This window comes from Methylocystis sp. Se48, assembly GCF_056269425.1.
Window position 1 is genome coordinate 2,818,683 of the sequence record NZ_CM149850.1, and the last position, 24,041, is coordinate 2,842,723.

The 24,041-nt window shown below is 65.8% G+C and carries 26 protein-coding genes and 1 pseudogene; 14 read left to right on the forward strand and 13 right to left on the reverse strand.

Annotation, left to right across the window (positions count from 1 at the left end; all coding sequences use genetic code 11):
• The first annotated feature begins 37 nt into the window (after positions 1-37).
• Entirely contained in the window at positions 38-832 is a 795-nt protein-coding gene (locus ACV959_RS13790; RefSeq protein WP_475737151.1) for a YdcF family protein, read from the forward strand.
• A 26-nt stretch (positions 833-858) separates the two neighbouring features.
• On the opposite strand, the gene ACV959_RS13795 is transcribed toward ACV959_RS13790, so the two are convergent.
• Complete coding sequence (locus ACV959_RS13795) at positions 859-1,134, reverse strand: hypothetical protein (RefSeq protein ID WP_475737152.1); 276 nt, start codon at positions 1,132-1,134, stop codon at positions 859-861.
• A gap of 88 nt (positions 1,135-1,222) precedes the next feature.
• The gene (locus ACV959_RS13800; protein ID WP_475737153.1) at positions 1,223-2,038 is read right to left on the reverse strand and encodes a LuxR C-terminal-related transcriptional regulator; all 816 of its coding nucleotides are present in this window, start codon (positions 2,036-2,038) and stop codon (positions 1,223-1,225) included.
• 793 nt (positions 2,039-2,831) lie between these two features.
• On the opposite strand from ACV959_RS13800, the gene ACV959_RS13805 reads away from it, so the two are divergent.
• A complete protein-coding gene (locus ACV959_RS13805; protein WP_475737154.1) occupies positions 2,832-3,230 on the forward strand; it encodes a DUF1190 domain-containing protein in 399 nt (132 codons plus the stop codon).
• A 42-nt stretch (positions 3,231-3,272) separates the two neighbouring features.
• Here ACV959_RS13805 and ACV959_RS13810 read toward each other — a convergent pair whose 3' ends face one another.
• On the reverse strand, positions 3,273-4,163 hold the full coding sequence (locus ACV959_RS13810) for a DUF3108 domain-containing protein (protein ID WP_475737155.1): 891 nt from the start codon (positions 4,161-4,163) through the stop codon (positions 3,273-3,275).
• A complete protein-coding gene (locus ACV959_RS13815; protein ID WP_475737156.1) occupies positions 4,160-4,576 on the reverse strand; it encodes a hypothetical protein in 417 nt (138 codons plus the stop codon). Before ACV959_RS13815 ends, ACV959_RS13810 begins: the two co-directional genes overlap by 4 nt.
• Positions 4,577-4,672: 96 nt before the next feature.
• On the opposite strand from ACV959_RS13815, the gene sseA reads away from it, so the two are divergent.
• The 3 genes from sseA to glnA all read left to right on the forward strand — a co-directional run bounded on the left by sseA (position 4,673) and on the right by glnA (position 7,565).
• Positions 4,673-5,527, forward strand: coding sequence for a 3-mercaptopyruvate sulfurtransferase (gene sseA, locus ACV959_RS13820; RefSeq protein ID WP_475737157.1), 855 nt, complete (start codon positions 4,673-4,675; stop codon positions 5,525-5,527).
• A 188-nt stretch (positions 5,528-5,715) separates the two neighbouring features.
• Positions 5,716-6,054: a P-II family nitrogen regulator gene (locus ACV959_RS13825; RefSeq protein ID WP_016921979.1), complete on the forward strand. Its 339-nt coding sequence runs from the start codon at positions 5,716-5,718 to the stop codon at positions 6,052-6,054.
• Positions 6,055-6,155: 101 nt separating this feature from the next.
• Positions 6,156-7,565, forward strand: coding sequence for a type I glutamate--ammonia ligase (gene glnA, locus ACV959_RS13830; RefSeq protein WP_475737158.1), 1,410 nt, complete (start codon positions 6,156-6,158; stop codon positions 7,563-7,565).
• A gap of 129 nt (positions 7,566-7,694) precedes the next feature.
• Here glnA and ACV959_RS13835 read toward each other — a convergent pair whose 3' ends face one another.
• The 3 genes and pseudogenes from ACV959_RS13835 to ACV959_RS13845 form a co-directional block, all read right to left on the reverse strand.
• Complete coding sequence (locus ACV959_RS13835; protein WP_475737159.1) at positions 7,695-8,606, reverse strand: outer membrane protein; 912 nt, start codon at positions 8,604-8,606, stop codon at positions 7,695-7,697.
• Between the two features lie 250 nt (positions 8,607-8,856).
• Entirely contained in the window at positions 8,857-9,420 is a 564-nt protein-coding gene (locus ACV959_RS13840) for an IS5 family transposase (protein ID WP_475739598.1), read from the reverse strand.
• Between the two features lie 26 nt (positions 9,421-9,446).
• Positions 9,447-9,620, reverse strand: a pseudogene (locus tag ACV959_RS13845) (transposase); the annotation flags it as partial.
• 171 nt (positions 9,621-9,791) lie between these two features.
• Here ACV959_RS13845 and ACV959_RS13850 point away from each other — a divergent pair.
• From ACV959_RS13850 to ACV959_RS13865, 4 genes are all read left to right on the forward strand, one after another.
• A complete protein-coding gene (locus tag ACV959_RS13850) occupies positions 9,792-10,649 on the forward strand; it encodes a hypothetical protein (RefSeq protein ID WP_475737160.1) in 858 nt (285 codons plus the stop codon).
• A 148-nt stretch (positions 10,650-10,797) separates the two neighbouring features.
• Positions 10,798-11,175: a hypothetical protein gene (locus tag ACV959_RS13855; protein WP_475737161.1), complete on the forward strand. Its 378-nt coding sequence runs from the start codon at positions 10,798-10,800 to the stop codon at positions 11,173-11,175.
• A gap of 88 nt (positions 11,176-11,263) precedes the next feature.
• A complete protein-coding gene (gspG, locus tag ACV959_RS13860) occupies positions 11,264-11,764 on the forward strand; it encodes a type II secretion system major pseudopilin GspG (protein ID WP_475737162.1) in 501 nt (166 codons plus the stop codon).
• A 62-nt stretch (positions 11,765-11,826) separates the two neighbouring features.
• On the forward strand, positions 11,827-12,732 hold the full coding sequence (locus ACV959_RS13865; RefSeq protein ID WP_475737163.1) for a type II secretion system protein GspK: 906 nt from the start codon (positions 11,827-11,829) through the stop codon (positions 12,730-12,732).
• A gap of 4 nt (positions 12,733-12,736) precedes the next feature.
• Here ACV959_RS13865 and gspD read toward each other — a convergent pair whose 3' ends face one another.
• Positions 12,737-15,181, reverse strand: a complete 2,445-nt coding sequence (gene gspD / locus ACV959_RS13870) for a type II secretion system secretin GspD (protein ID WP_475737164.1) — start codon at positions 15,179-15,181, stop codon at positions 12,737-12,739.
• Between the two features lie 282 nt (positions 15,182-15,463).
• Here gspD and ACV959_RS13875 point away from each other — a divergent pair, with 282 nt between their 5' ends.
• Positions 15,464-16,138 carry a prepilin peptidase gene (locus ACV959_RS13875; RefSeq protein WP_475737165.1) on the forward strand — a complete coding sequence of 225 codons (675 nt, stop codon included), beginning with the start codon at positions 15,464-15,466 and terminating at the stop codon, positions 16,136-16,138.
• 9 nt (positions 16,139-16,147) lie between these two features.
• Here the strand turns inward: ACV959_RS13875 and ACV959_RS13880 are convergent, their stop codons facing one another.
• Genes ACV959_RS13880 through ACV959_RS13900 form a run of 5 tightly spaced genes read right to left on the reverse strand, consistent with a single transcriptional unit; the run spans position 16,148 to position 20,640 of the window.
• Positions 16,148-16,801, reverse strand: a complete 654-nt coding sequence (locus ACV959_RS13880) for a prepilin-type N-terminal cleavage/methylation domain-containing protein (RefSeq protein ID WP_475737166.1) — start codon at positions 16,799-16,801, stop codon at positions 16,148-16,150.
• Positions 16,798-17,214 carry a type II secretion system protein gene (locus ACV959_RS13885; RefSeq protein WP_475737167.1) on the reverse strand — a complete coding sequence of 139 codons (417 nt, stop codon included), beginning with the start codon at positions 17,212-17,214 and terminating at the stop codon, positions 16,798-16,800. Before ACV959_RS13885 ends, ACV959_RS13880 begins: the two co-directional genes overlap by 4 nt.
• A complete protein-coding gene (locus ACV959_RS13890; protein ID WP_475737168.1) occupies positions 17,199-17,663 on the reverse strand; it encodes a GspH/FimT family pseudopilin in 465 nt (154 codons plus the stop codon). The genes ACV959_RS13885 and ACV959_RS13890 overlap by 16 nt, the downstream gene beginning before the upstream one ends.
• Positions 17,660-18,880 (reverse strand): type II secretion system F family protein, encoded by a 1,221-nt coding sequence (locus ACV959_RS13895; protein WP_475737169.1) that lies wholly within the window; start codon positions 18,878-18,880, stop codon positions 17,660-17,662. Before ACV959_RS13895 ends, ACV959_RS13890 begins: the two co-directional genes overlap by 4 nt.
• Positions 18,881-18,885: 5 nt before the next feature.
• On the reverse strand, positions 18,886-20,640 hold the full coding sequence (locus ACV959_RS13900) for a GspE/PulE family protein (RefSeq protein WP_475737170.1): 1,755 nt from the start codon (positions 20,638-20,640) through the stop codon (positions 18,886-18,888).
• Positions 20,641-20,779: 139 nt separating this feature from the next.
• Between ACV959_RS13900 and ACV959_RS13905 the strand changes: the two genes are divergently transcribed.
• The 4 genes from ACV959_RS13905 to ACV959_RS13920 all read left to right on the forward strand — a co-directional run bounded on the left by ACV959_RS13905 (position 20,780) and on the right by ACV959_RS13920 (position 23,969).
• The gene (locus tag ACV959_RS13905) at positions 20,780-21,469 is read left to right on the forward strand and encodes a DUF1190 domain-containing protein (RefSeq protein ID WP_475737171.1); all 690 of its coding nucleotides are present in this window, start codon (positions 20,780-20,782) and stop codon (positions 21,467-21,469) included.
• 111 nt (positions 21,470-21,580) lie between these two features.
• Positions 21,581-22,711, forward strand: a complete 1,131-nt coding sequence (locus tag ACV959_RS13910) for a PilN domain-containing protein (RefSeq protein ID WP_475737172.1) — start codon at positions 21,581-21,583, stop codon at positions 22,709-22,711.
• Positions 22,708-23,295 (forward strand): type II secretion system protein GspM, encoded by a 588-nt coding sequence (gene gspM / locus ACV959_RS13915; RefSeq protein ID WP_475737173.1) that lies wholly within the window; start codon positions 22,708-22,710, stop codon positions 23,293-23,295. The genes ACV959_RS13910 and gspM overlap by 4 nt, the downstream gene beginning before the upstream one ends.
• Positions 23,292-23,969, forward strand: coding sequence for a hypothetical protein (locus tag ACV959_RS13920; RefSeq protein ID WP_475737174.1), 678 nt, complete (start codon positions 23,292-23,294; stop codon positions 23,967-23,969). Before gspM ends, ACV959_RS13920 begins: the two co-directional genes overlap by 4 nt.
• The last annotated feature ends 72 nt before the right edge of the window (positions 23,970-24,041 follow it).

The window sequence follows — 24,041 nt, forward strand, 5'->3', positions numbered from 1 at the left end:
CGCTCGCGCCAATGCGCGCCTTTGACGGAGGCCCGACATGTTTTTCATTCTGTCCAAGATTTTTGAAACCGTCGCAATGCCCACGCATTTCGCGCTTTTTGCGGGCGCGCTGGGCGTGGCGCTCTGCTTCACGCGTTTCAGGCGGACGGGGCGCATCCTCGCCAACGGCGCCGTCGTCCTGCTGCTGCTGATGGGTTTCGGGCCCTTTGCGCATCTGCTCGCGGCGCCGCTCGAGTCGCGCTTCCCCCTCCCTCCCGACGACGGGCCGGCGCCGGACGGCATCATCGTGCTCGGCGGCTCGGTCGACGAGAACATGAGCGGGCTGCGCAATCGCGTGGCGATCGCGGACGCCGCCGAACGGCTGACGGCGCCGATCATGCTCCGGCGGCAATATCCGAACGCCCGCATCGTCTTCACGGGGGGCACAGCGTCATTGCGCGGCTCGGCCTATACGGAAGCCGGGGCTGTGCGGCGGTTCTGGCGCGAGGTCGGCCTGGATCATGGCGACGTGCTCTATGAGGACAAGTCGCGCAACACCTACGAAAACGCAGTTTTCACCCGGGAACTGGCGCAGCCGAAGCCCGGGGAGCGCTGGCTGCTCGTCACTTCGGCGATGCACATGCCGCGCTCGGTCGGAATTTTCCGCAAGGCGGGATTTCCCGTCGTCGCCTATCCGGTGGATTTCCGCACGACAGGCGATCTCTGGAGCTGGGGCGTCCCGCGACGCGCCTCTAAAAGTTTCGCTCTCATGGAACTGGCGACGCATGAATGGGTCGGTCTCGCAGCCTATTGGCTGACCGGCAAGACCGACGCCTTATTCCCGGCGCCGTGAGCGCCGGACAGGCGTCCCGCCCCGAGTCAGAGGCGATCCCTGAACAGCGCGCAGCTCGCCGCCAGGCGCGGCGCGAGCATGGACGCGAAGACGAGCGGAACGCAAGCCAACAGGATGAGCAGGCGCGTCTTCATTGTGCAGGGAGCCAGAATTATGCCGGCGACGCCCGGCGCGCTGACGAGACATCCATAGACCTTCAGCCCCCAGCGCGGGGTCCAGCCATACGGCGCCGGCGCGAGACAAAGCGTCAAAACGAACGGCGCCGCGATCGCGATCATGACGCTGGCCCGAACGCCGCCCATCGGTCCTGTCCCTGCGAGTTTGCGGGGATCCCTTCCCCGAGACGGCTCCGCGCCGCGCGGGCGGCGCGCGATCGAAGGCGTTTGCCGCTTACTCGATCCGGCGGCGTCCGCGGGTCGTGGTCGTCGGCTCGATGTTTCGGCCCCCGCCCGAACCAGCCGGCCAGGTTCCGTGCTTCATTTCGAGAAACAGGGCGATGGCCTGCGCGCGGTTGCGCACCTCGAGCTTCTCGAAAAGATTTCGCAGATGGAATTTGATCGTGTTGATCGAGACGCCGAAATCCTTGGCGAGTTGGCTGTTGGTGTGCCCCGAGCCCAACGCGGACAACAGGCTTCTCTCGCGCAGCGTCAGGTTTTCCAGCGGATCGCTGCGCATCTTGCGGATGTCGACGAAGGGAAAAACCATGTCTCCCGCCGCCACGGCGGCCAGCACGTCGAGGAGGCGTTCCGGCGGGGCGCGCTTGGAAACGAAGCCGGCGCCGCCGAGTTGTAGCGTCTCCGCCGGCGCGGCGGGATCGTTGGTGCCGCTGTAAACGACGATCTTGGGCGCCGAAACCTGACGCGACAGGGCGCGCAGGACGTCGCGGGCGTGAAGCGTCGGCAATTGCCAGCCAATCACCGCGATCGCGAATTTCTGCTGGCGCGCGGCCTCGAGAAACTCTTCGCCATCCGTGACCTTCAGAACCAGATTGAAGCGCTTGTCGTCAGATAGAAGCTTTTCGAGTCCGGCGAGGATCAGCGGGCTCTTGTCAGCGATCGCGACGTCGATGTGCTCGCCGCCCGCCGTCTGTTCGGCGCGTTCGTCGCCGTCGCCGCGCGGACGCCCCCGGCCCGGCTCAGCGGCGGCGCTCGCTCGGATACGCTCCCCGCGATCATCTTCAAGCCCCATCAATGAGGTAGGCGCCATTATCCCCTCCAGGCCGTCACGGAAAAACGCAAGGGCCGAAAATCTTTACAGCGCCGCTCTCAGCGTCTTCTGAAAGGACGCATTCGATCGAGGCGGCGCATGTTATCCACCTGCCCATTGGGGGTGGGAGTCGGAGACAGAATACTCGCGGCATGCGGCGACGCAAGCCCTGCACGGCGCACTGGCGGTGGACAAGGCGACCGACAAAAATTAAGGCGCGCCCCGCTGGCTACTGGCCAGCGCGGCGCGCCTGGAAAGCTGCTAAATTCGCTGGATTAGTCGGTGAAGACCCAACGCGCAGCAAAATAGGCGACGGCGCCGATCACGATGATCGCGATCATGCCCATCGGCGTCGCGGCGTAGCTGGTCAGTTCGAGAATAGCGCCCATAGTCTCCTCCTTCTATCACACTTTTACTGTCGGTTAACCGTTTAGCCGACAAGCTGCCATGAGGTCCGTCGACAGAGACGGAATTCAGTCACGTTTCGTTTTTGGATCGCATCCGCCGACATGTTCCCATCGCGTGTCACGCGAACCTCGAAAGGGAGGGCGCACGTCTGCCTCGTCAGTTCGGCCCTGTCCGCTCCGGTGAGCCATATTGCTCCGCAGCTTTACGTCTGCGGTTTCCGATATGCAGAGTACGAGTTATTGTAGTCGCTGACCCTTGTCAAGCGAAAGGCCTCCCCTAGGCGGCGACGAGATGTCGCGTTGACGACGGGCTCTGGCGGAGATGGGGCTTGCCCGGCTGCGACCGCCGCGCCTATTGTCCGCGTCATTCAACGAAGCGAGCGGTCATGGCCAACTTCCCATTGAAAACAGTCATCGCCATCGTTGCGCTGGCCGCCGCCGGCTCCGCGATTTTCTTCTGGAAACGAACGGTTCCGGCCTGCGCCGGAGACGGAAAATACATGGCCACGCTGAGCGATTGCCAAGCCTGGGGCGTCGACGCGAGCGTCTGCAAGGCCGCGGTGGAAAAGGCGCGCGCCGTCGCCGCGCGCGCGGCTCCCAAGACCGAGACCATGTTCCAGTGCGAGCTTCGTTTCACCGATTGCTTCGAAAATCCGGCGGGCGGGTTCTCGCCGCGGCCGTCCTTCTGCCTGCGCAAGGACGGCGAGCCGACGGAAGTGCGTTATCTTGAATATGAGGCCGATCGCCGAAACCGAAAGAAAACGAAGGAAGTGCGGATCGATTAGCCGGCTTGTCGCGCGCATGGCTTTCTGCGGGCGACGAGCCCGCTAGCGCCCGGACGCCGCATGTCTCGAGGCGATCTGGAATTCCGACGCGTCGACGACGAGTTGTCCGGCGCCGGTGCGAATGTCGATGTGGATGGGAACGACGACATGCGCATCCGGCAGCGGCGCGAGCCAGACGTTGATGTCGCGATTTTCCGCCATGTAGCGGGTCGACTTGCTGTCCGGACGATGTCCCGCGATCGGCGTGTAGCGCGCCGAGCAGACGGCGACGGGACCTTCGTAGCCTTTCGTCTGAGCCGTATGCGCGCCCGCGTAGGCGAGCGCCACGTCGAAGCGCGTGACGCCGTCGAAAACCGAAATGGTGCGGTTGCACGCCGCAGGCCCGGTGAGATCCTGCCCCGGCGGCACGCTCATGATCAGCGCGCTGACGGGATCGACGATCCGCTTCTTGTTGCCTTCGGTCACCGGGACGCGCGCATCGGCGTCCCAGGGCTCGGGCTTCACTTCCACGGCGCGCACCGCGTTGCTCGCAAGCGACATGCGGACGGTGCGCGTCTCGTCGGCGTTCGTCGTGGTGTTGGCGTAAGCCGTCGGCGACGGCCCGACGGGCGTGAGGCCGCCGCTCGCCGTGGCCGCGCCCCTCGTCGTATTGACGAGATTGGCGAGGCCTGTCGTTTTCATCGAAATGTCGACGCGATAATTCTGCGGCTCCACCACGCCGGACGCAAAGGCGCTGCCGATCGACAGCCCCATGAGGCTCAGGGAGTAATGCGCCCGCAAGGTCTCCGCCCGGACCTCTCCGGCGGCGAGACAGGACAGCGCGAGAAGGAGCCGCGCGGCCCGGTTCGTCCAATGCGGTCTGTCAAAGATCGGGTTCATCTTCCCCGTTTCTCGATTCTGCAGAACGCCGCGCGTCGAGGAAGCGTCGGTCACGCGGATTCCTGCCAGTGTCCGTCGGCGTAGATGCGCCAGGCGCGCAGCCCCGCCTTGGCGACGACCATCCGGCCGGCTTTCGCTTCGGCGACAAGGTGTCTGAAGACGAGCGGGTTACGCCATGAAAACGGCTTTTCCGGGTCGCAGACCGCATGGTACTCGTCGCTGTCGGGATCGTCCATGAGCAGCGTTCCGACGCGATCCGGACGCATGGTGGCGGGAAGGCCGCGATCTTCCTTCCATTGGCAGTGATAGTCGCGACAGACCTGCGGCCGGGTCTGGTAAATCCCGCAACCGCCGGCGCCGGCGCAATGCGCGCACAGCGTTCCGGCCTTTTTCGTCGTCTCCTCGATTTCAAGCACCTTGCAGCAGAAGTGGCAGGGGCCGCAGGCTTTGCCGGGGATGTCGAGCATGAGGTCGGAGCCGCGAGACAGTGAGAATCGAATCGGCGTATTGTGACCGCCGCCGCGCCGGATGCAAGCAGCGGCGACCGTATCACGAGTCAGGCCATGCCGCGTAAAATCGACCCCTCGACCCTTTTCGTCTCCACTCAGTGGCTCGCGGAGAATCTCGCCTCGCCGGACGTTCTCGCCTTCGACGCGTCCTGGCACATGCCGGCGGCGAACCGCGATCCGCGCGCCGAATATCTCGCCGGGCACATCCCCGGCGCCGTATTTTTCGACATCGACGGGGTCGCCGACCATTCGACCGATCTGCCGCATATGCTGCCCTCCTCCGAGGTCTTCGCCGCGGAGATGCGCCGGCTCGGCTTCGGCGACGGAATGCATGCCGTCGTGTACGACAGCGTGGGTCTTTTCTCGGCGCCCCGCCTGTGGTGGACGCTCACCGTCTTCGGCGTCGAAAAGGTCTCCATTCTCTCCGGCGGCTTGCCGGCGTGGAAGGCCGAGGGCCGCCCGCTCGAGACAGCCGAGCCTGCGCGCGCGGCCCGCGACTTCACGCCCCGTTTCGACCCCGAACTCGTCGCCGGCGCGGCGCGGGTGAAGGCGGCGCTGGAGAGCGGCGCGGTTCAGGTGATCGACGCGCGCTCCGCCGAGCGCTTCCAGGGCCGCGCGCCGGAGCCCCGGCCCGGTCTGCGCTCGGGCCACATGCCAGGCGCGCGCAACCTGCCCTTCCCGTCCGTCGTTCAGGACGGACGCATGAAGGACAGGGCGGGGATCGAGGCCGCCTTCGCGGCGGCGGGGGTCGACCCCGGCAAGCCGACGATCGCGAGTTGCGGGTCCGGCATGACAGCCTGCATCCTGAGCCTCGCCTTCGCCGCCGCAGGCCGCGGAGCCGCGCCAGTTTATGACGGTTCCTGGTCGGAATGGGGCGGACGCGCCGATCTGCCCGTCGTCGTCGACTGACGGGGACGCTCAGCCCTTAGGCAATCGCTGCACAAAAAATTTGCATATGGCGCTGTTTGCGGGCGTTAGGCCGGGATCCGGCGCCAAAACAATGGCCATGGCGCCAAAATCGCTCAGATGGTAGAAGCTCGCCGGCGCTTCGCGAGGCAAGGCGTCGGCGGGCCGAGGCGCAGCGCGGGGAAAATGCGATGAAAAAGGTCGAGGCGATCATCAAGCCCTTCAAACTCGATGAAGTGAAGGAAGCGCTGCAGGCGGCGGGGCTGCAGGGCATCACCGTCACCGAGGCGAAGGGCTTCGGCCGCCAGAAAGGGCACACCGAACTCTATCGGGGCGCCGAGTATGTCGTTGATTTCCTGCCGAAAGTGAAGATCGAGATCGTTCTCGCGGACGAGGCCGTGGATCGTGCGGTCGAGGCGATCCGCACGGCCGCCCAGACGGGCCGGATCGGCGATGGCAAGATTTTTGTTTCCAACATCGAAGGCGCGATCCGAATCCGCACGGGGGAAACCGGCGCGGACGCGATTTAGCCATTCGAGCCCCGCCCATGAGCTTTCTCGAAAGACTGTTTCGCCGCTCCGCAGCGCCGCCAACGCACACAACCAATGACCAAGCAAAGGCAAAGACCGATATGACAACGGCCAAGGACGTAATCAAGCAGATCAAGGACAACGACGTTAAATTCGTCGACTTCCGATTCACCGATCCGCGCGGCAAGTGGCAGCACGTCACTTTCGACGTCGCCATCGTCGACGAGGATGCGCTTACGGAAGGCATCGCTTTCGACGGCTCCTCGATCGCCGGCTGGAAGGCAATCAACGAGTCCGACATGACGCTGATTCCGGACCTCGAGACCGTCACGATGGATCCATTCTTCGCCGCCGCGACGATGGTCATCGTCTGCGACGTCGTGGAGCCCACCACCGGCCAGCCCTATCCCCGCGACCCCCGCTCGATCGCCAAGAAGGCGATGGCCCACATCAAGACCCTCGGCATCGGCGACGTCGCCTATTTCGGCCCCGAGGCCGAATTCTTCGTCTTCGACGACGTGCGCTTCTCGGCCGACCCCTACAACACCGGTTTCCAGCTCGACTCGTCCGAGCTGCCGTCGAACTCGGACACCGCCTATGAAGGCGGCAACCTCGGCCACCGCGTGCGCACCAAGGGCGGCTATTTCCCTGTTCCGCCGGTCGACTCGGCCCAGGACATGCGCTCGGAGATGCTCTCCGCCATGGCGGCCATGGGCGTCAAGACCGAGAAACATCACCACGAGGTCGCTTCAGCCCAGCACGAGCTCGGCCTCAAGTTCGACACGCTGGTTCGCGTCGCCGACCATCTGCAGGCCTACAAATACTGCATCCATCAGGTCGCGCATTCCTACGGCAAGACGGCGACCTTCATGCCCAAGCCGGTCTTCGGCGACAACGGCTCGGGCATGCATGTTCACCAGTCGATCTGGAACGAGGGCAAGCCGGTCTTCGCGGGCGACAAATACGCCGGCCTCTCGCAGGAATGCCTGTGGTACATCGGCGGCATCATCAAGCACGCCAAGTCGCTGAACGCCTTCACCAACCCCTCGACCAACTCCTACAAGCGCCTGGTTCCGGGCTATGAGGCGCCGGTGCTGCTCGCCTATTCGTCGCGCAACCGCTCGGCCTCCTGCCGCATCCCCTTCGTGAACAGCCCGAAGGCGAAGCGCATCGAGGTCCGCTTCCCCGATCCGACGGCGAACCCCTATCTGGCCTTCGCCGCCATGCTGATGGCCGGCCTCGACGGCATCAAGAACAAGATCGATCCGGGCGCGCCGGCGGACAAGGATCTCTACGACCTCCCGCCCGAAGAGCTGAAGGCGATCCCGACGGTCTGCGGCTCGCTGCGCGAGGCGCTCGACTCGTTGAAGGCCGATCACGCTTATCTGCTGGACGGCGGCGTGTTCACCGAGGACTTCATCCAGTCGTGGATCGACCTCAAATATTCGGAGCTGATGCGTTACGAGATGACGCCTCATCCGGTCGAGTTCGATCTCTATTATTCGTATTGATCCGACGGATCGAAAAGACGGAGGGCGGCCCGCGCGGCCGCCCTTCTCTTTTGCCGCCTCGCGCGGCGAACAAAAAAGCCCGGCCATGCGGCCGGGCTTCGACGCGGCGTCGGGCGAGAACCGAACGCGTCAGTATTTCGCGAGGATCGGCGCGGAGCCGCCCCAATTGAAGTGGTAGTTCACGCCCGCGCGGACGATGTGGCCGGTCACGCGGCTGGAGCCGTTCGTCACATTCGCATAGCCGACCGAGCCCGGGACGGCGAAGACGGTGAAGTTGAGACCTGACACTGGCCCGACATTCGCGGAGATCGTGCCGATATCGTAATAGAGATATTCCGCCTTGGCGCTCCAATTGGGCATGAACATCCATTCCAGACCGCCGCCGGCCGTCCAGCCTGTCGAGGTCGTGCTGGTCGATCCCGCGCCGAAGCCGGTTCCGAAGAAGCCGAAGTCGTCGTAGGAGACCTGCGAAATCGTCAGCGACGTCCCGCCGTAAGCGAAGCCGCCCGTTCCGTACAGCAGCAGCGTCGGCGTGAACAGCCAGCCGAGGCGGCCGCGCGCCGTGCCAACGTAATCCAGGCGGCTGTTGATCCGCGTCGCCGTGGCGGCGGCGCTGCCCGTGAACGGATTGAAGACCGCGCCGAAGGCCTGCGCCTGACCGCCGCCGCCCGCGACGCCCTGAATATCGGCCTCGACGCCGACGAGGAACGAAGATCCGAACTGAAAATTATAGCCGATCTGTCCGCCGCCGATGAAGCCGCCGCCCGTATTGGTCGAAACGGCGCCCGTCGCGCTGGCGGCGAAAGGAGCGGCCGGGAACCACAACGGATCGTCGACCAGTCCGGCGGCGCCGAAGCGCGCGACATGGCTTTCGCCCCAGGTTCCGCCCGCATTCACGCCCGCATAGACGCCCGTCCAGGAAAACACCGGCGGCGGAACATAAGCCGGCGGCGCCTTCATCGACGGAAGATCGGCGGCGAAGCTCGATGCGGTTGTACTGACAAATATAGCAACCGATGCAGCGCACTTCCTGACGTGCATTTGGAAACTCCTTCTGGCATTTGTTAAATACTTTAAAACGGCTAAGACTTGGAAGGACGCTCGCCGAACCGGCTGCATTTTTGCCATGAAACGCCCATCCGGAAAATAGACAACTATGTCTATGCCTTAGAAAAATCCATCATGTGACAAAATTACAACGAAACGCCTGGCTTGGGCGTTGCCCGGAAACAACACTTCATCGACAAATAAAGTCTAAGCTCTGTAAATAATGAATATCTAGGCTCAGGACTCATTGATTGAGGAAGAAAGTGACGGCTGCTGCGATGCAGATCGCGGAGAAGAAGGTGTGGGCGCAACGGTCGTAGCGGGTTGCGATGCGCCGCCAGTCCTTGAGTTTGGCGAACAGGTTCTCGACTTTGTGGCGCTGACGATAGAGCGCCTTGTCGTAGTCGAGCGGCGTTTTGCGATTGCGCCGTGGCGGAATGCAGGGTTCGGTTCCGCGCGCTTTGAGCGCGTCGCGGAAGGCGTCGCTGTCATAGCCCTTGTCGGCGATCAGCGTTTTGGCCTTCGGTAGGGCGTCGCACATCAGCCGGGCGCCTTTGTGATCGCTCATCTGGCCTTCAGTCAGCATCATGACGAGTGGTTTGCCGGCGCCGTCGCAGACGACATGGAGTTTGGAGTTCAGCCCGCCCTTCGTGCGCCCGATACAGCGGGAAAGAACCCCTTTTTTAACAGGCTTGCCGCCGTGCGATGCGCTTTCAGATGCGTCGAGTCGATCATGATGCGTTCGGGGCTTGGGCTTTCGCCGGCAAGCGCGGCGAAGATGCGATCGAAGACGCCGAGCCGGCTCCAGCGGATGAAGCGGTTATAAAGCGTCTTGTGCGGCCCGTAGCCTTTGGGCGCGTCCTTCCACTGCAGGCCGTGCTTGATCACGTAGACAATGCCGCTGACGACGCGCCGGTCGTCGACGCGCGGAACCCCATGCGCCAGAGGAAAGAATGGCGAAATCCGCGCCATCTGGCGCTGGCTCAGTAAAAACAGATCGCTCATCATCAAGGCCTCCGAATCGGAACCCCTTGTGAATCACAACTCAATCAAATTTAATAGGTCCTGAGCCTAGTTGCAGACGCAAAATTTCTTTGATAGACATCCTCGCCGCCTCGACAATTAATTTCAGCTTTGCCGTTTGACCAGTTGGGGCGCAATACTCCTTGAGGAGGGGCAATGATCCGCAAAATGTTATTCGCAGGCGCCGCCGCCTGCCTGTTCTCGACGGGCGCGCACGCCGCCAACGCCGCCTGCCCGGCTGTTACCCTCACCCAGCTTCAGAACGCGCTCAAGCTCGCCATTCAGCAAACGGGCAATGGCGGCGGCCTCGCGCTCGGCCTCAACATGTGGGCGACGGTTGTCGCGCCGGACGGCCGCGTCTGCCTCGTCGCCAATTCCAGCGGCGACGCGATCCAGGGCCAGTGGCTCGCGAGCCGCGTCATCTCCGCGCAGAAGGCGTTCACGGCCGCGACGCTGAGCCTCGGCCCGACGCCGAATTCGGGTTCGGGCACGGGCCTCGCCACGGGCAAGCTCGCGCTTTCGACCGCAAATCTCTACTCGGCTGTGCAGCCGGGCGGCAGCCTCTATGGCCTGCAGCACAGCAATCCCGTCGCCGCGGCCGGCGCTTATGGCGACAGAATCAGCGCCGGCGGCGTCTTTAGCGGCCCGATCGACACGGGACTTTACGGCACGGCCTCCGACCCGATGATCGGCCAGGTGATCGGCGGCGTCAACGTGTTCGGCGGCGGCCTCGGCCTCTATACGGCCGGCGGCAACAAGGTCGGCGGCGTGGGCGTTTCCGGCGACACCTCCTGCGCGGACCATCTCATCGGCTGGCGCCTGCGCAAGAATCTCGGCCTCGACCATCTGAAAACGGTCGGCGGCGTCGGCGCGCCGCCGAACCGCCCCGACAACATCGTCTTCGACATTTCCGGCGGCGGGAGCGCCAGCGGCTGGGGCCATGCTTCTTGCCTCGGCGTGAGCAATGCGGCGGCGCAGGCGGTTGCGAACGCCCTGCCGCCCGTGACGCCGTAAGGATCGCCAGACGACACGAAGTCGGGCCGGGCCGCCTTTCGGGCGTCCCGGCCCTTTTTTTCATTCTATCGCCCCATTTGCGTCGCCAGAAAAACAGCCGTACACACATGCGGGAGGGGCGCGTCGCCGCGATCTCCGGGAGTTGTCGATGGCGCAGGTCGAACGTGTCTTGTCCCACATGCTGCTGAGCGCTGCGCTCGCGGCGGCCGGGCCGCCGGCGCGCGCCGACATTAGCGTGAATCCCGAGGCGCTGATGCATTATTCCCATTGCGTCAGCCACGCGAAGGACCGCGCCAAGGTCTTCCTGCTCGATCGGGGCACGATGTATCGCTGCGGCGACGAAATCGCCGTCGCCTACTTCAATTACCTCGGCCGGCGGAAGGCTCCGGAGAAACGCGTCGTCGAGGCGGAGGGCGTGTTCATTTACCGGATGATCTCCGGCGTCGGGAAATGCTGGAATCAGATCGAGGATCCCGTCGGCAATCCGACGTCGATCTACGGCTGCGACATCTACGTCGAATTGTGAGCGCCGGTTGCGGCCGGAAAAACCGTCGCGTAAACTTGTTTTTCATCAGGGCATTCCGCCTGAAGAGGCGGCAAAACAGGGAATTAGGATGCGCCAGGACACTGCTCGAAACGCCCGTGACCTTCTCGACGCGACCCCGACTCCCGGCGGACGCCGCAAACGCCTTGCGCGCGCGTTGCGCAAGCGCGCGGGCTTCACGCTCGTCGAAATGCTCGTCGTGCTCGCGATCATCGGCTCCATCGTCGGTCTCGTCGGACCGCGCGTCCTGAACTACCTGTCCGAGTCGAAGGTAAAGACGGCGCAAATCCAGATGGAAAATCTGGCGAGCGCGCTCGACCTCTTCTATCTCGACGCCGGGCGCTATCCCTCCACCGAAGAGGGCCTCAACGCGCTGGTCGTGCGGCCGGCGGGGGTCACCTCCTGGAACGGCCCTTACCTCAAGACCTCCTCCGTTCCGAAAGACCCTTGGGGCCACGCCTATCTCTATCGCTCGCCCGGCCAGAACGCCCCTTATGACGTCGGCTCGCTCGGGCCGGAGGGCCGCGAGGGCGGATCGGCGTCGCTGACCCGCAGCCCGCAGCAGAAGTGATCGCGAGGCGGAGCGACGCGAGGCCGGCGCGACGCTCGAAGCGGCGCGCCGGTTTTGCTTTATTGGCCGTCATCTGGGGAACCGGGATCATTTCCCTTCTCGTCGTCTCCTTCATGACGACGGGGCGTCTGCGGCTCCAAACGGCGCACAACATCGCCAGCGCGACGGAAGCGGCCTTCAAGGCCGATGGCGTCGTCAGCCTCGTGACCATGACGCTTCTCGCTGAACGCGACGCCTCGGCGGCGCGGCCGGAGAACGCGGCCGTCTATGACGGCGCGCCCCGCTTCTGCGTCTTCGACGGCGCGGCGGTCGCCTTCGGCGTCGAGGAGGAAGGCGGCAAGGTCGACCTTAACGCGGCGCCGCCGGAGCTGATTCAGCAAATGCTCGTTGGCCTCGGCGCCGATCCGCGCGTCGCGGAGACGGTCACGAAAGCAATCGTCGCCTATCGCTCCCCTCCCGCCGAAATGGGGCAAATCGCCATGGCGCCTGTCTCCGACAAGCCGTTCCAGCCGAAACAGGCGCCGTTCGAGACCGTTCTCGAACTCGATCAGGTGAGCGGGGTCGACCCCGCGCTGTTCCGCGCGCTTCTTCCCTTCGTCACGGTGCATTCGCGCAGCCCGACCGTGGACGCGCGCTCGACCCCGCCGGGGCTCTTCGCGGCGCTCGCCCAATTTCCGATCGAGGAAGTGCGGGCGCTGACCGCCGCCCCCTTCCCCAATCGGATCAACCGCAACGATCCGCGCTTTCCCGCGACCCTGCGGCAGATGGGCGAGCGCGGCGCCTTCCTGATCCATGTCGAAGCGCTGCTCGCGACCGGACAAATGGCGTCGAAGGATGTCATCATCGACTTCCAGGGCGCCGGCGACCAGCCGTTCAAAGTGAAGGAAATCCGGCGTGGACAGTCGCGCTATGTCGACGATTTGCGCGCGATGATCGCCTCCAACGGCGCCGGCGTCGCCGACTGCTGAGGCGTCAACGGGTTTCGCGATCCGCGCGCCAGGGGCTCTTGGACCAGGGATCGAACACCGTGCGCCGCGTGGACTGCTCGATGTCGTGCGGCCGGCCGACGGCGCGCGTCGAAATGTCGAGCAGCTTGCGCTTGTATTCCTCGGTGATCTCCCGGCCTTCGCTGAGCGAGCGCACGACATGCGGCGTGATCATGATCACGAGCTCCGTCTTCTCGATCTGGTCGCCCTTTTCCTTGAAGAGATTGCCGAACACCGGCACGTCGCCGGCGACGGGGATCTGATTGGCGCCTAGGCCGCGTTGATCCTTCACGAGGCCGCCGAGCATGAGCGACTCGCTGTCGTTGACGACGACCTGCGTCTTCACGCGGCGCTGCTGGATCGTCGGCGTCGTGCTGCCGGGCGGCGTGTTGGGGTCGACGTTGGAGACTTCCTGTTCGAGCTCGAGCATTACGCGGCCGCTCTCGCTGATATGCGGCGTGATTTTCAGAATGACGCCGGTATTGGTGTAATTGACCGAGTTGAAGGTGTTGCCGATCGCCGAGACGCTTGTCAGCGTCTGCACCGGGATCTGGTCGCCGACCTGGAGCATGGCCTCGCGGTTGTCGAGCACGGTCAGCGACGGCGTCGAAATGACGTTCACTTCCGAGACCTGGTTCAGCGCGCTCAGCGTCACCTGCTGGTTCAGCGACCGGAAGGCGTAGGCGAAGCCGGGGAACGCCGCGCCGACGCTAGCGCCGAGGAGGTTCGCGCCGAGCAGATTGTTGGGCGCGGGCGTCTGTCCCGGCAGCGCGCTGAAGCCGAACAGGTTGGAATGGTTCTGCATGAACCAGCGCACGCCGAAGCGCAGCGTGTCGTTGAGCTTCACCTCCGCGATCGTCGCCTCCAGGAACACCTGGTTCGGAAGAACGTCCAGCCCTTCGATGACCTGGCGCAGGCGGCGATAATCGTCGGGCGTCGCCATGACGACGAGCGCATTCTTGGCAGGATCGACGCCGATCCGGTAGCGGTCGTTGTCCATGCTCACGGCGGGCGTCGGTCCCGCGCCCTGCCCCTGCTGCTGGCCGCCCGGAACGCTGAAGCCGCTGGGCGAACTTGGCGTGCCGGAACCGAGCGGGCCGCCGCTCCCGCCGCCCATGCCCCCGCCCATGCCGCCGCCGAGGCCCCCGCCCGCGCCGCCGCTGAGGCCGCTTCCCATGCCGCCGCTCATGCCGCCGCCGCCCATGCCCCCGCCGCCGAGACCGCCGCCGCCCGTCGGGCCAGACGCCGAGAGCGCGCCGAGCGGGCTCGACGCCCCGCCGCCGCTCATCAGGCCGCCGCTCGACGACATCGACGACTGACCGAACCGCGGCGAAACGCCAGAGTCGGCGGCTCCGCCCTTGGCGCCGAAGATCGAGCCGAGCACGATCATCAGTTCCTGGGCCGGCCGGTTCTGCACCCGGTAGGTGAAGAACTGTTTCTCGCTATGCTCGGCGCGCGCGTCGAGTTTCTGGATCCAGGCCCGCGCGCGAGTGAGATATTGCGGCTGCGAGGTGATGACGAGGATCGACGACAGGCGCTTGTTGCCAATGAAGCGGACCATGCCGCTCATCGGTCCTTCCTTGTCGGAGCCGAAAATGTTCTTCAGATCGTCGGCGAGCATGTCGGCGTCGCCGCTGCGCACCGGCACGAGCGCGAAGGACATGCCGCGCATCGTGTCGATGTCGAACATGTTGATCGCGTCCTGGAGCGTCGCGAGATCCTGCGGCGTGCCGCTCAGCGTCAGCGTGTTGCGCCCGTCGTCCGCGCGCACGATCGTTCCGCGCGCCGCGATCGGCTCCAGCACGCGCTTCATCTCGGAGGCGGAGACATAGCGCAATTGCACGACCCGCGCGCCTTCCCCAAGCGGGCTGGACTCGGGCGATACGGGGTCGGCCGAGATCATCTCCCCGGAGGTCGCCGCCTGATCCGACGGCACGATCTTGTAGATGCCGCCGGACTTCACCACGGAGGCGCCCGATACGCGAAGGGCGGATTGAAACAGATCGAGCGCCGCGGACTTGCGCACGGGGTTCGCCGTGTGCACGGTCACCTTGCCGTCGAGTTTTGGATCGACGACGAAATCGGCCCCGAGGATGTCGCCGATGACGATCTTGGCGGCTTGCGAGATCGGAAGATTGACGAGATTGAGCGTGACGCCATCCTCGCCCGCGGGCGCAGTCGAGGAGGAACGCGCGCGGCCCGAGCCGATCAGCTTGCCGGTTCCGGTCGCGACAAGCGTCTTGCCAGGAGCGGCGCGCGACAGCGAGACGCCGTCGGAGCGGCCTCCGCTCCCGTCGCCGCGCGACGGCCGGCTCATCGGCTCTATGTTCCATTCGGCGATCGGCGGGCCGCTCGAAAGCGTCGAGGATTCGCATGCCGCGAGGCCGGCGACGGCGGCGGTCAGCGCAAACTCTCGAAGGATACGACGCAAGTCGGCTCAACCTATAGGTTCAGTCGTGGCCCAGAAGAAAGCTCACGCCGGATTTAACACGATCAAGGAGGCTTCGCCACGTAATGACTATGCGCTCGAATATCCTGCCTTTGGAGTAGTTTGATTCACTTCGTTAAGCAAGAAAGCGGCGGCGATTGGGCGAGCGCCGACGGCCAAACATGCGTAAGCATGGTTAATAGGAGCCCGGAAACAGGGCGACATGAGGGCGGAAGCGCGCTCGAAAAAGCTGTGCGCTTCCCGGGTTGTGCGGAATAATGCGACATGGTGCGGACCGAGGGAGGAACGGATGGCGGCCTCGCGATGATCCTTCGGGCGGCGCGCCCCTTGGCGGCCTGCGCGCGGCGGCGGCGGGCGCTCGCGCCGCTCGCGCGGGACATCCTCGCCGGCCGCGGAGACGGCCGCGCGCTCGCCCCTGCCGCCTGGGCCGCGATCTTCGCCCTTGCGCGGCTTCTGCTCCAGGGCGCGGACGCTGGACCCGTTCTCGTCCCGAGCCTCGCCCTCTTCGCGGGTCTTTGCCTCATCGCGGTCTTCGACGCCCGTTATTTCGTCATCCCCGACGGTCCAATCGCCTTTCTGGCGGCGACGGGGCTCGCAACCGTCGTCTTGACGGCGCCGCAGGAGGCCGCCTCCCGTCTCGCGGCGGGCGCGATCGCCTTCGCCGCGCTGCGCGCGGTCGCCTTCGCCTATGAAACGCTGCGCGGCGCGGCCGGCGTCGGCGAGGGAGACGCTAAGCTCTATGGCGTCGCCGGGCTGTGGATCGGCCTCTCGGGGCTGCCAGGCTGCCTGCTCTACGCCGTGCTGTCCGCGCTCCTCTCCGCCGCGCTGGCGATGCGTCAGGGCGCCCTCTCCCACGCGCGCGAGCCGATCCCTTTCGGGCCGCATCTCGCGCTCGGCCTTTGGCTGGTCTGGTCGATCGGCCCGCTGGAGTTCGGCTGACGCCGCGTCTTACTGCTGCCGGATCGCCACCGTCGCCTGCGCCTCGATCACGCGCCCCAGACGGTTCGCCCCGATCCGGATCGACACGAGCGAGGGAAGCGCCGTCGCGTTCTTCCAGATCGGGCTCCAGACAGCGGGCTTGCCCTGCTCCTGCACGCCGAAAAACGACAGCTCGATGGATGCGAGGCCTTCCAGAACCACCGTCCTTTTCATTTCCGCGCGCGTCGGCGCGAAGCCTTCCTTGGGGCGAAACACGCGCGTCCAAACGGCGAGCGCCGCCGTCCCGTCGGTCCCGGGGTCGGCGCCGATTTCCGTGAGGATCAGGCCGCCCCATTGCGCGCCGCCCTCGCTTAAGGAGACGAAACGGCAGGCGTCCGGCGCGCCCTGAAAGACCAGCCGCTGCTGTTGTTGCTGACCCTCGAGAGCGTTCTGCGGCGTGAAATTCTGCTGGTCGAGCGAAAACAGGTAGCCGCGCGCGACGAGCCCCGACACGCCGCGCACGGCGCTTTCCACCTCGTCGAGCGCCTCGCTCGCACGGGTCGTCTCCCACGCCCGCCGGCCGAGGGTGACGCCGCCCATGATTGACCCCGTGATCAGCGAAATCAGGCTGATCGCCAGCAGCATTTCGAGCAGGGTAAAGCCGTCGGGCGCGCGTCGCTTCATTGTCCCTGCTGCTGTTGCTGGTCGATCGCCTTGATCTTGACGGTGGAGAGAATGAACCGTTCGCCGTAGCCGGTGGGCCGGAGGACTTCGAGCCGCGCGTGATAGCTCATGGCGATGGGGATATTGTTGGGGCCCGTGACGCTCTTTCCCGCCGAGACGGAAAGCTTCCAATAGAGTCCATCGGGATAGCGTCCGCTCGTCTCGCCGAAGGGAATGGGACCGTCGACGCCCAGCGAGTCGAGATGCGAGGCGCCCTGCCGCGTGGCGCGCAGCAGAAAATCCGCCCGCGCTTCGTTGCGCGCCCCTCCGCTCACGCCGTTGAGCAACTGCGCGAGCGCCATGGTGAGAATAGCGAAGGCCGCGAGCGCCTCGATCAGGGAAAAGCCGCGTTTCGACGTCAGCCCAACCGACATTTGGCCTCGCCTGTCAGCCAGTTGACGCCGATCGCGGCGCGCGCCTCGGGAACCGCCAGCGTCAGGTCGCCGCCCGTCGATGTGCCGTCGGGAAAAAAGGCGATGGCTCCCCTGCGATCGGACAGGCGTTGCGTGCTCGCGATGTCCATCGAAATCAGCGCGTCGGCCGGCAGCGCGCCGTCGGCGCCTACGGGCGAGGAGAAGCTCTTGCGGTCGAGGTCGATGACGACGGACTGCTCGGAATTGGTGGCGATGGCGCGGGAGCGCGTGGCGCGCAATGTCGCGCAGAGCGCGCGCGTCGCGCTCTCGACCCGCAGCTTGCCGGACGGCGGCCGCAGCAACTGGCCCGACATGCCGACGACCATGGCGACGAGCGCGAGCACGACGAGCGACTCGAGCATGGTGAAGCCGGCCCGGCGTCGCAGCCGGCGCGGAAAACGCCGCATCATTTCCCCGCGAGATCGTTGATGCCGAGCACGGCGTCCATCACCGTCATGATGAGTCCGCCGACGACGCCGGCGATGGCGATGGTCAGCACGGGCGTGAGCAGGCCCATGGCCCGCTCGATCGAGCGCTGCGTCTGCCGCTCGAACATGGAGGCGATGCGCAGCAGCATATCGTCGAGCTGGCCCGTCTCCTCTCCGATCGAAATCATTTGCGGCGCGACCGGCGGGATAAAGGGCACGGCGCCGAGCGCGCCGCTCAGATGCGAGCCGCCGCGAACGGATTCGATCACGGCTTCAAGTTCGTGATTGAAGAAGGCGTTGACGACGGCCGCGCGCGCGCTCTCCAGCCCCTGCAAGAGCGGCACGCCCGCTTTCAGCATCGCGCCGAGCGTGCGCGCGAAGCGCGCAGTGGCGAATTGCGCGAGCAGCGGCCCGACCACCGGCAGCCGCAGGTAAAAACGCGCGATGGCGATTTTCCACGTCGGCCGCGTCTGCGCCATCCGCCGCACGAGAAACAGGCCAGCGACGAGGGCGCCGACGACGACGCCAATGGTTCCCGAATTCGCCTCGACGTCGAGAATGAACTGGAGGCCCGAGGGCATGGCCTTGCCGTTGTCGGCGAATATCGGCGCGATGCTGGGCACGAGCGTGCCGAGCACGACGCCCGTCGAAATGATCGCTAGCGTGATGAGCAACGCGGGATAGATGAGCGCGCTCTGGATGCGCGCGCGCAATTCGAGCTGCCGCTCCAGCATGTCGGCGAGATCGTTCATCGCGGGACCGACCTTGCCGACGGTTTCGCCTTCGCGCACGACATTGACGTATTCCGGACTGAAGACGTCCGGCCGCCGCGACATGGCGTCGGAGAGGGAGGAGCCGTCGACGATATGCGCCAGCAGCTCCTGCGCGATCGACTGAAGCGCGGGACTCGCGCTTTGCGCTGCAAGGATGCGCAGACTCTGATCAAGCGGCACATTCGCTTGTTCGAGCGTCGCGAATTCGCGCGTGAAGGAAGCGATCTGCGCGGCGTTGGGGCCGCGCTTGCCGAAGGAAAGCTGTTTGAACAGACCGCTCGAAGCGGCGCCCGCCGCGCGCGTTTCAAACGGCGTGAGGCCGCGGCGGAACAGCGCCTCTTCCGCCTCGCCGCTGTCGCGCGCCTCGATTTCGCCTTCCAGCAGGTCGCCGGCGCCGCTGTAGGCGCGATATTTGAATGTCGGCATCGTCCTCAATCCATTCGCGTGACGCGCGCGACTTCCTCGATCGACGTCTCGCCGCGCCAGGCCTTGCCCATGCCGCAGTGATACATGGTCGTCATTCCGTTCTCGCGCGCGGCGGCCTCGAGCGTCGCGTCGGGCGCGTTCTCGCAGACGAGCCGCTGCATGCGCTCGTTCATGATGAGCAGCTCGGCGATCGTCGAGCGCCCCGAATAACCGAGATTGCGGCACTGGGGGCAGCCTCTCGGAGAGGATAGCCGGTCCGGCCCCTGCGCGAAGGATTCGGCGGAAAATTGCGCGCGCACCTGCTCGCGCGTCTCGAGCGGCCCCGCACAATGCGGGCACAGGCGGCGCACGAGGCGCTGGGCGAGCACCGCCTTCACCGTAGAGGCGATGAGATAGCTTTCGACGCCCATGTCAATGAGACGGGTGATCGACGCGGCGGCGCTGTTCGTGTGCAGCGTCGAGAAGACGAGATGGCCCGTCAGCGACGCCTGAATGGCGATCTTCGCCGTCTCCGCGTCGCGAATTTCGCCGATCATGATGACGTCGGGATCCTGACGCAAAATGGCGCGCAGCGTATTGGGGAAGTCGAGGCCGATCGCGGGCTGCACCTGCACCTGATTGACGCCGGGAAGCTGATATTCGATGGGGTCCTCGACCGTGAACACTTTTACGTCGGGCGTCGTCAGCTCCTTGAGCGCGGTATAGAGCGTCGTCGTCTTGCCGCTGCCGGTCGGGCCGGTGACGAGCACGATGCCATTCGGATTTTTCATCACCTTGCGCAGTTGCGCAGTCGTGTCCGGCTCGAAACCCAGACGATCGAAGTCGAGCGCGATCTGGCTGCGGTCGAGAATGCGCAGCACGATGCTTTCGCCATGCGCCGTCGGCAGGGTCGACACGCGGAAATCGATGTCAACGCCGCGGATCGCGAGCTTGATGCGGCCGTCCTGCGGCAGCCGGCGCTCGGCGATGTCGAGCTTCGCCATGATCTTGATGCGCGAGGCGATCGCCGCCTTCAGGCCAGGCGGCAGGGTTTCCGCCGTGCGCAGCGCGCCGTCGATGCGGTAGCGCACCTGCACCGCTTCGAGCGAGGGCTCGATGTGAATGTCCGACGCGCGCGCCTCGATCGCGTCGGCGACGATCTGATTCACGCGGCGCACCACCGGCGCCTCGTTGGCGATGTCGCGCAGGCGTTGCAGATCGAATTCGCTTGCCTCGCTCGCGCGAATGTCGTTGTCGACGAGCGAAATCCCGTCTTGCTTGGCGCCATAGAGCGACGACCACAACTTTTCGAACTGCGCCGGCGTCGCGAGCCGCAGTTCGATCTCGAGGCCCGTGGAATAGGCGAGCGCCTCCACCGGTTCGAGGTCGAGCGGATCGGTGACCGCGAGAAGCAGGCGTCCGTCCTCCGCGCGCAGGGGCAAGAGGCCGTTGGCGCGGATGAATTTTTCCGGAACGACGTCGCGCAGCGGCGCCTCCAGCGGCGTCTCGTTCGATTCAAGTTGGGGAATCCTCAGGAATTTGCCGAGATGCGCGCAGAGATCGGCCTCCGAGACGAGGCCGAGCTTGGTCAGCACGTGATCGAAACGCTCGCCGCTTTGACGGGCGGCGCGCTGCGAACGCTGGAGCGCAAGCTCGTCGATCGCTTTCTCGCCGAGCAGGAAGGCGCCGAAGGCCTCGGCGAAGGCCGCGCTGTGGGCGTCGACGCGCCGGGGCGCGCCTGCGTGCGCGGCCGGTTCAAGGTAATGGGCCGGGGCCTCCATATTCCGCCTTTCGCTCTGCGCCGCGCCGGCCGGACAGGGGCGCGCGGGATTAACTTACCATGAAAGGCGACTTGGACTCTGGAATGACATATTTCAAGGCAAATAGAATGATTGTCCCGAGCGGGAGTCGAGCGCCTCGATGTCGAACGCACAAGTCTCCGCCGCCGCCACCGCCCGCGCGAGCGGCCTCGCCCTGACGATCGCCCTGCAATTCCTCGGTTTGGCCGGGGACGCCGCCGCGGCGACGCCGGGCAAGATCTATTTCTTCGCAACCCGCGAGGCATGCGCCGCATCCGGCGCCTTCACGCGCCAGGAATGCGTCGCCGCCTTCCTGAACGCTTCGGCGGAGCTTCAGGATCGCGCGCCGCGCTTCGCCTCCAGCGGGGAGTGCCGGGCGCGGTTTCAGCTTTGCGAGATCCGCCGCCTCGATCCGCAGGACGGCGAGGCGATGGCCTACGCCGAGACCCAGGCCGTCGCCTATATCCCCCTGGCGCTCGGCGTCGAGATGATTCTGACCGGCCGGGGAGTCGAGGCGGCCCCGACCCTCGCGGTGGAGACGTCCGCAAATATGTTTCCCAAATTCCCGGTGTCCGAGCGTTACGCGGCGCGCCCGTCGCCGCGGGAGGAAACGACGGCGATGGCAGGCCAGAGCGCAATCCTCCCGGCGGATCGTTTCCAGCCCTTCCCCAAGAGCGCGCCCATCGACGTCCGGGCGACTTTCGCGCCCTTCGCGCTCGGCGCTCTCGACGACGCCGCCAGCAGCGAGGCTGCTCGGGAATCCCCGGCGGAGCGGCGCGCGCGGCTCAAGAGCGCGCCTTTCGTCGAGTAGCCGAGCCGTCATTGCCAGCGCCGGGGCGCGGGGCTAGTCTGTCTTCGCCTTTAGGCGGTCGCAGTCGCGCATTATCGCGCCGACATCGCTAAACCTTCTCATCGAGGTCTCTTGTCCTTCTCCAGCGAGTTTTGGACGCGGGATGTGCTCGGCGGATCGCTCAAGACGGCGGCCGAGCGCTTTTTCGCGTGGTACCGCAAGGAGTTCTTCGCGGTGATCCCGCCGCAGACCGCCGCGTGGCTCACCGACCGCGGCGACCGTGAGCTGATCCTGCGCGCCGGCGAGCGCGACTTGTGGCTCGTCGACAACCGCGGGGCGCCGGCCTGGGCGCTGTCGGCGGACGAAATCGCGTCATCGTCGCTCGAAGAAGCTCTGGCGAACCATGGCGTTGCGCGCAAGACGGCAAAGATCGGGCTCGAAATCGACGGCTCGGCGTTTTTTGTCCGCCGGTTCGACATTCCGAGCGTCGCCGCATCAAATCTGGGCCGGCTTCTCATCGCGGACGTCGAACGCAAGACCCCTTTCCGCCTCTCGGACATCGTCTACGGCCACACAGTCGCGAAGCACGCCTCCGCGCCCGACAAATTGACCGTCAGCCTGTGGATCCTGCGCCGCGACCTCATTGCGCGCGCCATCGAGAATTCCGCCCTGTCGGAGGACGATCTCGCCTTCGTGCGCCCCTGCGGGCTGAGCGCCGCGGCGGGACCCGCCCCGGTCATCGCGCTCTCGGAGAAGAGCGAGACCTCTCATCTCTTCCGCAATGTCGCGATCGGCCTGTGCGTCGCGACCGCCGTTCTCGCGACGATCGGCGTCGGCGCGACGCTCTGGCGCCAGTCGGCGGTCAGCGAGGAGCTCGACGCCAAGATACAGGAGATGTCCGCCCGCGCCGCGAAGGTGCGGCAGATCGCCGATCGCGCGGCGGCGGAGAGCCGGCTGCTGTCGGTCTTGCGCAACGCGCGGCGGACCGGCCCGCTCTTCGCCGACATCTGGGAAGAGACGGCGAAAATTCTGCCCGACGGCGCCTTCGTCACCGATCTGCGCCTCTCGGAGCCGAAGGCGAATGAACGCGTGATCGAAATCGTCGGATTCGCCGACTCCGCTGTGGGCCTGCCTGCGCTTTTCGAGAAATCGCCGCTTTTCGCCAACGCTGGGCTATCGGCGGCGATCACGCCGGACCCGAGGGAGAAACGCGAGGGATTCTCCCTGCAGGCGAAGATCGAGGAACCGGCGGCGAAAAAATGACCTGGGACGAAATCCGACATCACCCCATGGGCCGGCGCGCGATTTTCATCGGCGTCCACCTGATCTTTGCGTTGCTGTTTTTCCTCGTCGTCGTGGAGCCGATCCGCGCGGTCGTCGCCGATGGGGCGGCGGCGATCGCCGAGCGCCGGCAGACTCTCGCGCGGTATCAGGCGGTCGCCGCGCATGAAGAGCAGATCACCGAATATGCGCGACAGGTCGCCGACATCAACGCGCGCGGCGAGCTTTTCGACGGCGACGGGGAAGGCATTGTCAACGCCAACATTCAGGCGCGGCTGAAAGCGCTCGCCGAACAGTCCAAGGTCACCGTCCGCTCGATCCAGATCCTTCCCGAGAAAGTCTTTCATGGCGTGACCCTCGTCGGGGCGCGCATCGATGTCGCCGGCAGTTACAACGACCTGCTGTCGCTGGCGCGCGCGCTCGAGGGAGAACCGCCGCTGCTCATCATCACAGCCGCGACGCTGCGCGGCCAGTCGATGCTTTGGGGCGTTCAGGCCGAGGGCGATCAGGAACTCGAAGCGCAGTTCGACGTTTTTGGCGGGGCGCCGAAAAAGGGCCGCCAATGAGGCTCCTCGACGATCTGAAGACCCGGCTCCAGCTCTCCGCCTTTGCGGCGCAGGCCCGTTTGTCGCCGCTCATGGCGATGATTCTGGGCGCGCTGGCGACAGCGACGGCGATCGCCGGCCTCTTCGCCGCCTATGCGCTGATCGCCCCGCAGGGAGAGGGCCCCGAAACAGGAGTTCCGGACTGGAAAGCGCCCACGCTGAACATCGTCGAACTCGACCCGCCGAAGCCGGACAGCGCCTATGAGCAGGCGTTGTCGCGCCCGATCTTCGCCAAAAATCGGAAGCCGACCGTGAAGACCGCGTCGCACGCGACGGACGCCGATAAAGTCGACGCCGGCCCGCCGTCGGGCCTCACCGTCGGCGCGATCGTCCGCAACAAGGGCGTCACCCAGGCCTTCATCGTCTCCCCCGACTCGCCCGAGGGCGACTGGAAGAAGGTCGGGGACATGGTCGACTCCTGGACGATCAGTTCGATCGCGCCCACCGAACTCGTTCTGACGAGCGGAGAACGGGCGGCGAAGGTGAAACTCTTCGAGCAGCCCCAGCCGGATCAGCCGCCCGCCCCGGCGCAGCCGGTCGGCTCGGCCCCGCCGCCTCCTGGGGGGCCGCCGCCTGGCGCGTCGCTGCCGGCCGACAACGCCCCGCCTCCGCCGGGCGGCGCCGGGCCTCCCTAGCGCCGCCCCCGTCCGGCCGCAGTGGAGAAAGGCCGCGGCTATCGCGCCTTGCGCGGCGCACTTGTGCAACCT

Bases quoted from the DNA above. Each gene is read 5' to 3' on its own strand.
- ACV959_RS13790 (WP_475737151.1), top strand. From the start codon at position 38: ATGTTTTTCATTCTGTCCAAGATTTTTGAAACCGTCGCAATGCCCACG.
- ACV959_RS13795 (WP_475737152.1), bottom strand. From the start codon at position 1,134: ATGGGCGGCGTTCGGGCCAGCGTCATGATCGCGATCGCGGCGCCGTTC.
- ACV959_RS13800 (WP_475737153.1), bottom strand. From the start codon at position 2,038: ATGGCGCCTACCTCATTGATGGGGCTTGAAGATGATCGCGGGGAGCGT.
- ACV959_RS13805 (WP_475737154.1), top strand. From the start codon at position 2,832: ATGGCCAACTTCCCATTGAAAACAGTCATCGCCATCGTTGCGCTGGCC.
- ACV959_RS13815 (WP_475737156.1), bottom strand. From the start codon at position 4,576: ATGCTCGACATCCCCGGCAAAGCCTGCGGCCCCTGCCACTTCTGCTGC.
- sseA (WP_475737157.1), top strand. From the start codon at position 4,673: ATGCCGCGTAAAATCGACCCCTCGACCCTTTTCGTCTCCACTCAGTGG.
- ACV959_RS13825 (WP_016921979.1), top strand. From the start codon at position 5,716: ATGAAAAAGGTCGAGGCGATCATCAAGCCCTTCAAACTCGATGAAGTG.
- glnA (WP_475737158.1), top strand. From the start codon at position 6,156: ATGACAACGGCCAAGGACGTAATCAAGCAGATCAAGGACAACGACGTT.
- ACV959_RS13835 (WP_475737159.1), bottom strand. From the start codon at position 8,606: ATGCACGTCAGGAAGTGCGCTGCATCGGTTGCTATATTTGTCAGTACA.
- ACV959_RS13850 (WP_475737160.1), top strand. From the start codon at position 9,792: ATGATCCGCAAAATGTTATTCGCAGGCGCCGCCGCCTGCCTGTTCTCG.
- ACV959_RS13855 (WP_475737161.1), top strand. From the start codon at position 10,798: ATGGCGCAGGTCGAACGTGTCTTGTCCCACATGCTGCTGAGCGCTGCG.
- gspG (WP_475737162.1), top strand. From the start codon at position 11,264: ATGCGCCAGGACACTGCTCGAAACGCCCGTGACCTTCTCGACGCGACC.
- ACV959_RS13875 (WP_475737165.1), top strand. From the start codon at position 15,464: ATGGTGCGGACCGAGGGAGGAACGGATGGCGGCCTCGCGATGATCCTT.
- ACV959_RS13880 (WP_475737166.1), bottom strand. From the start codon at position 16,801: ATGAAGCGACGCGCGCCCGACGGCTTTACCCTGCTCGAAATGCTGCTG.
- ACV959_RS13885 (WP_475737167.1), bottom strand. From the start codon at position 17,214: ATGTCGGTTGGGCTGACGTCGAAACGCGGCTTTTCCCTGATCGAGGCG.
- ACV959_RS13890 (WP_475737168.1), bottom strand. From the start codon at position 17,663: ATGATGCGGCGTTTTCCGCGCCGGCTGCGACGCCGGGCCGGCTTCACC.
- ACV959_RS13895 (WP_475737169.1), bottom strand. From the start codon at position 18,880: ATGCCGACATTCAAATATCGCGCCTACAGCGGCGCCGGCGACCTGCTG.
- ACV959_RS13900 (WP_475737170.1), bottom strand. From the start codon at position 20,640: ATGGAGGCCCCGGCCCATTACCTTGAACCGGCCGCGCACGCAGGCGCG.
- ACV959_RS13905 (WP_475737171.1), top strand. From the start codon at position 20,780: ATGTCGAACGCACAAGTCTCCGCCGCCGCCACCGCCCGCGCGAGCGGC.
- gspM (WP_475737173.1), top strand. From the start codon at position 22,708: ATGACCTGGGACGAAATCCGACATCACCCCATGGGCCGGCGCGCGATT.
- ACV959_RS13920 (WP_475737174.1), top strand. From the start codon at position 23,292: ATGAGGCTCCTCGACGATCTGAAGACCCGGCTCCAGCTCTCCGCCTTT.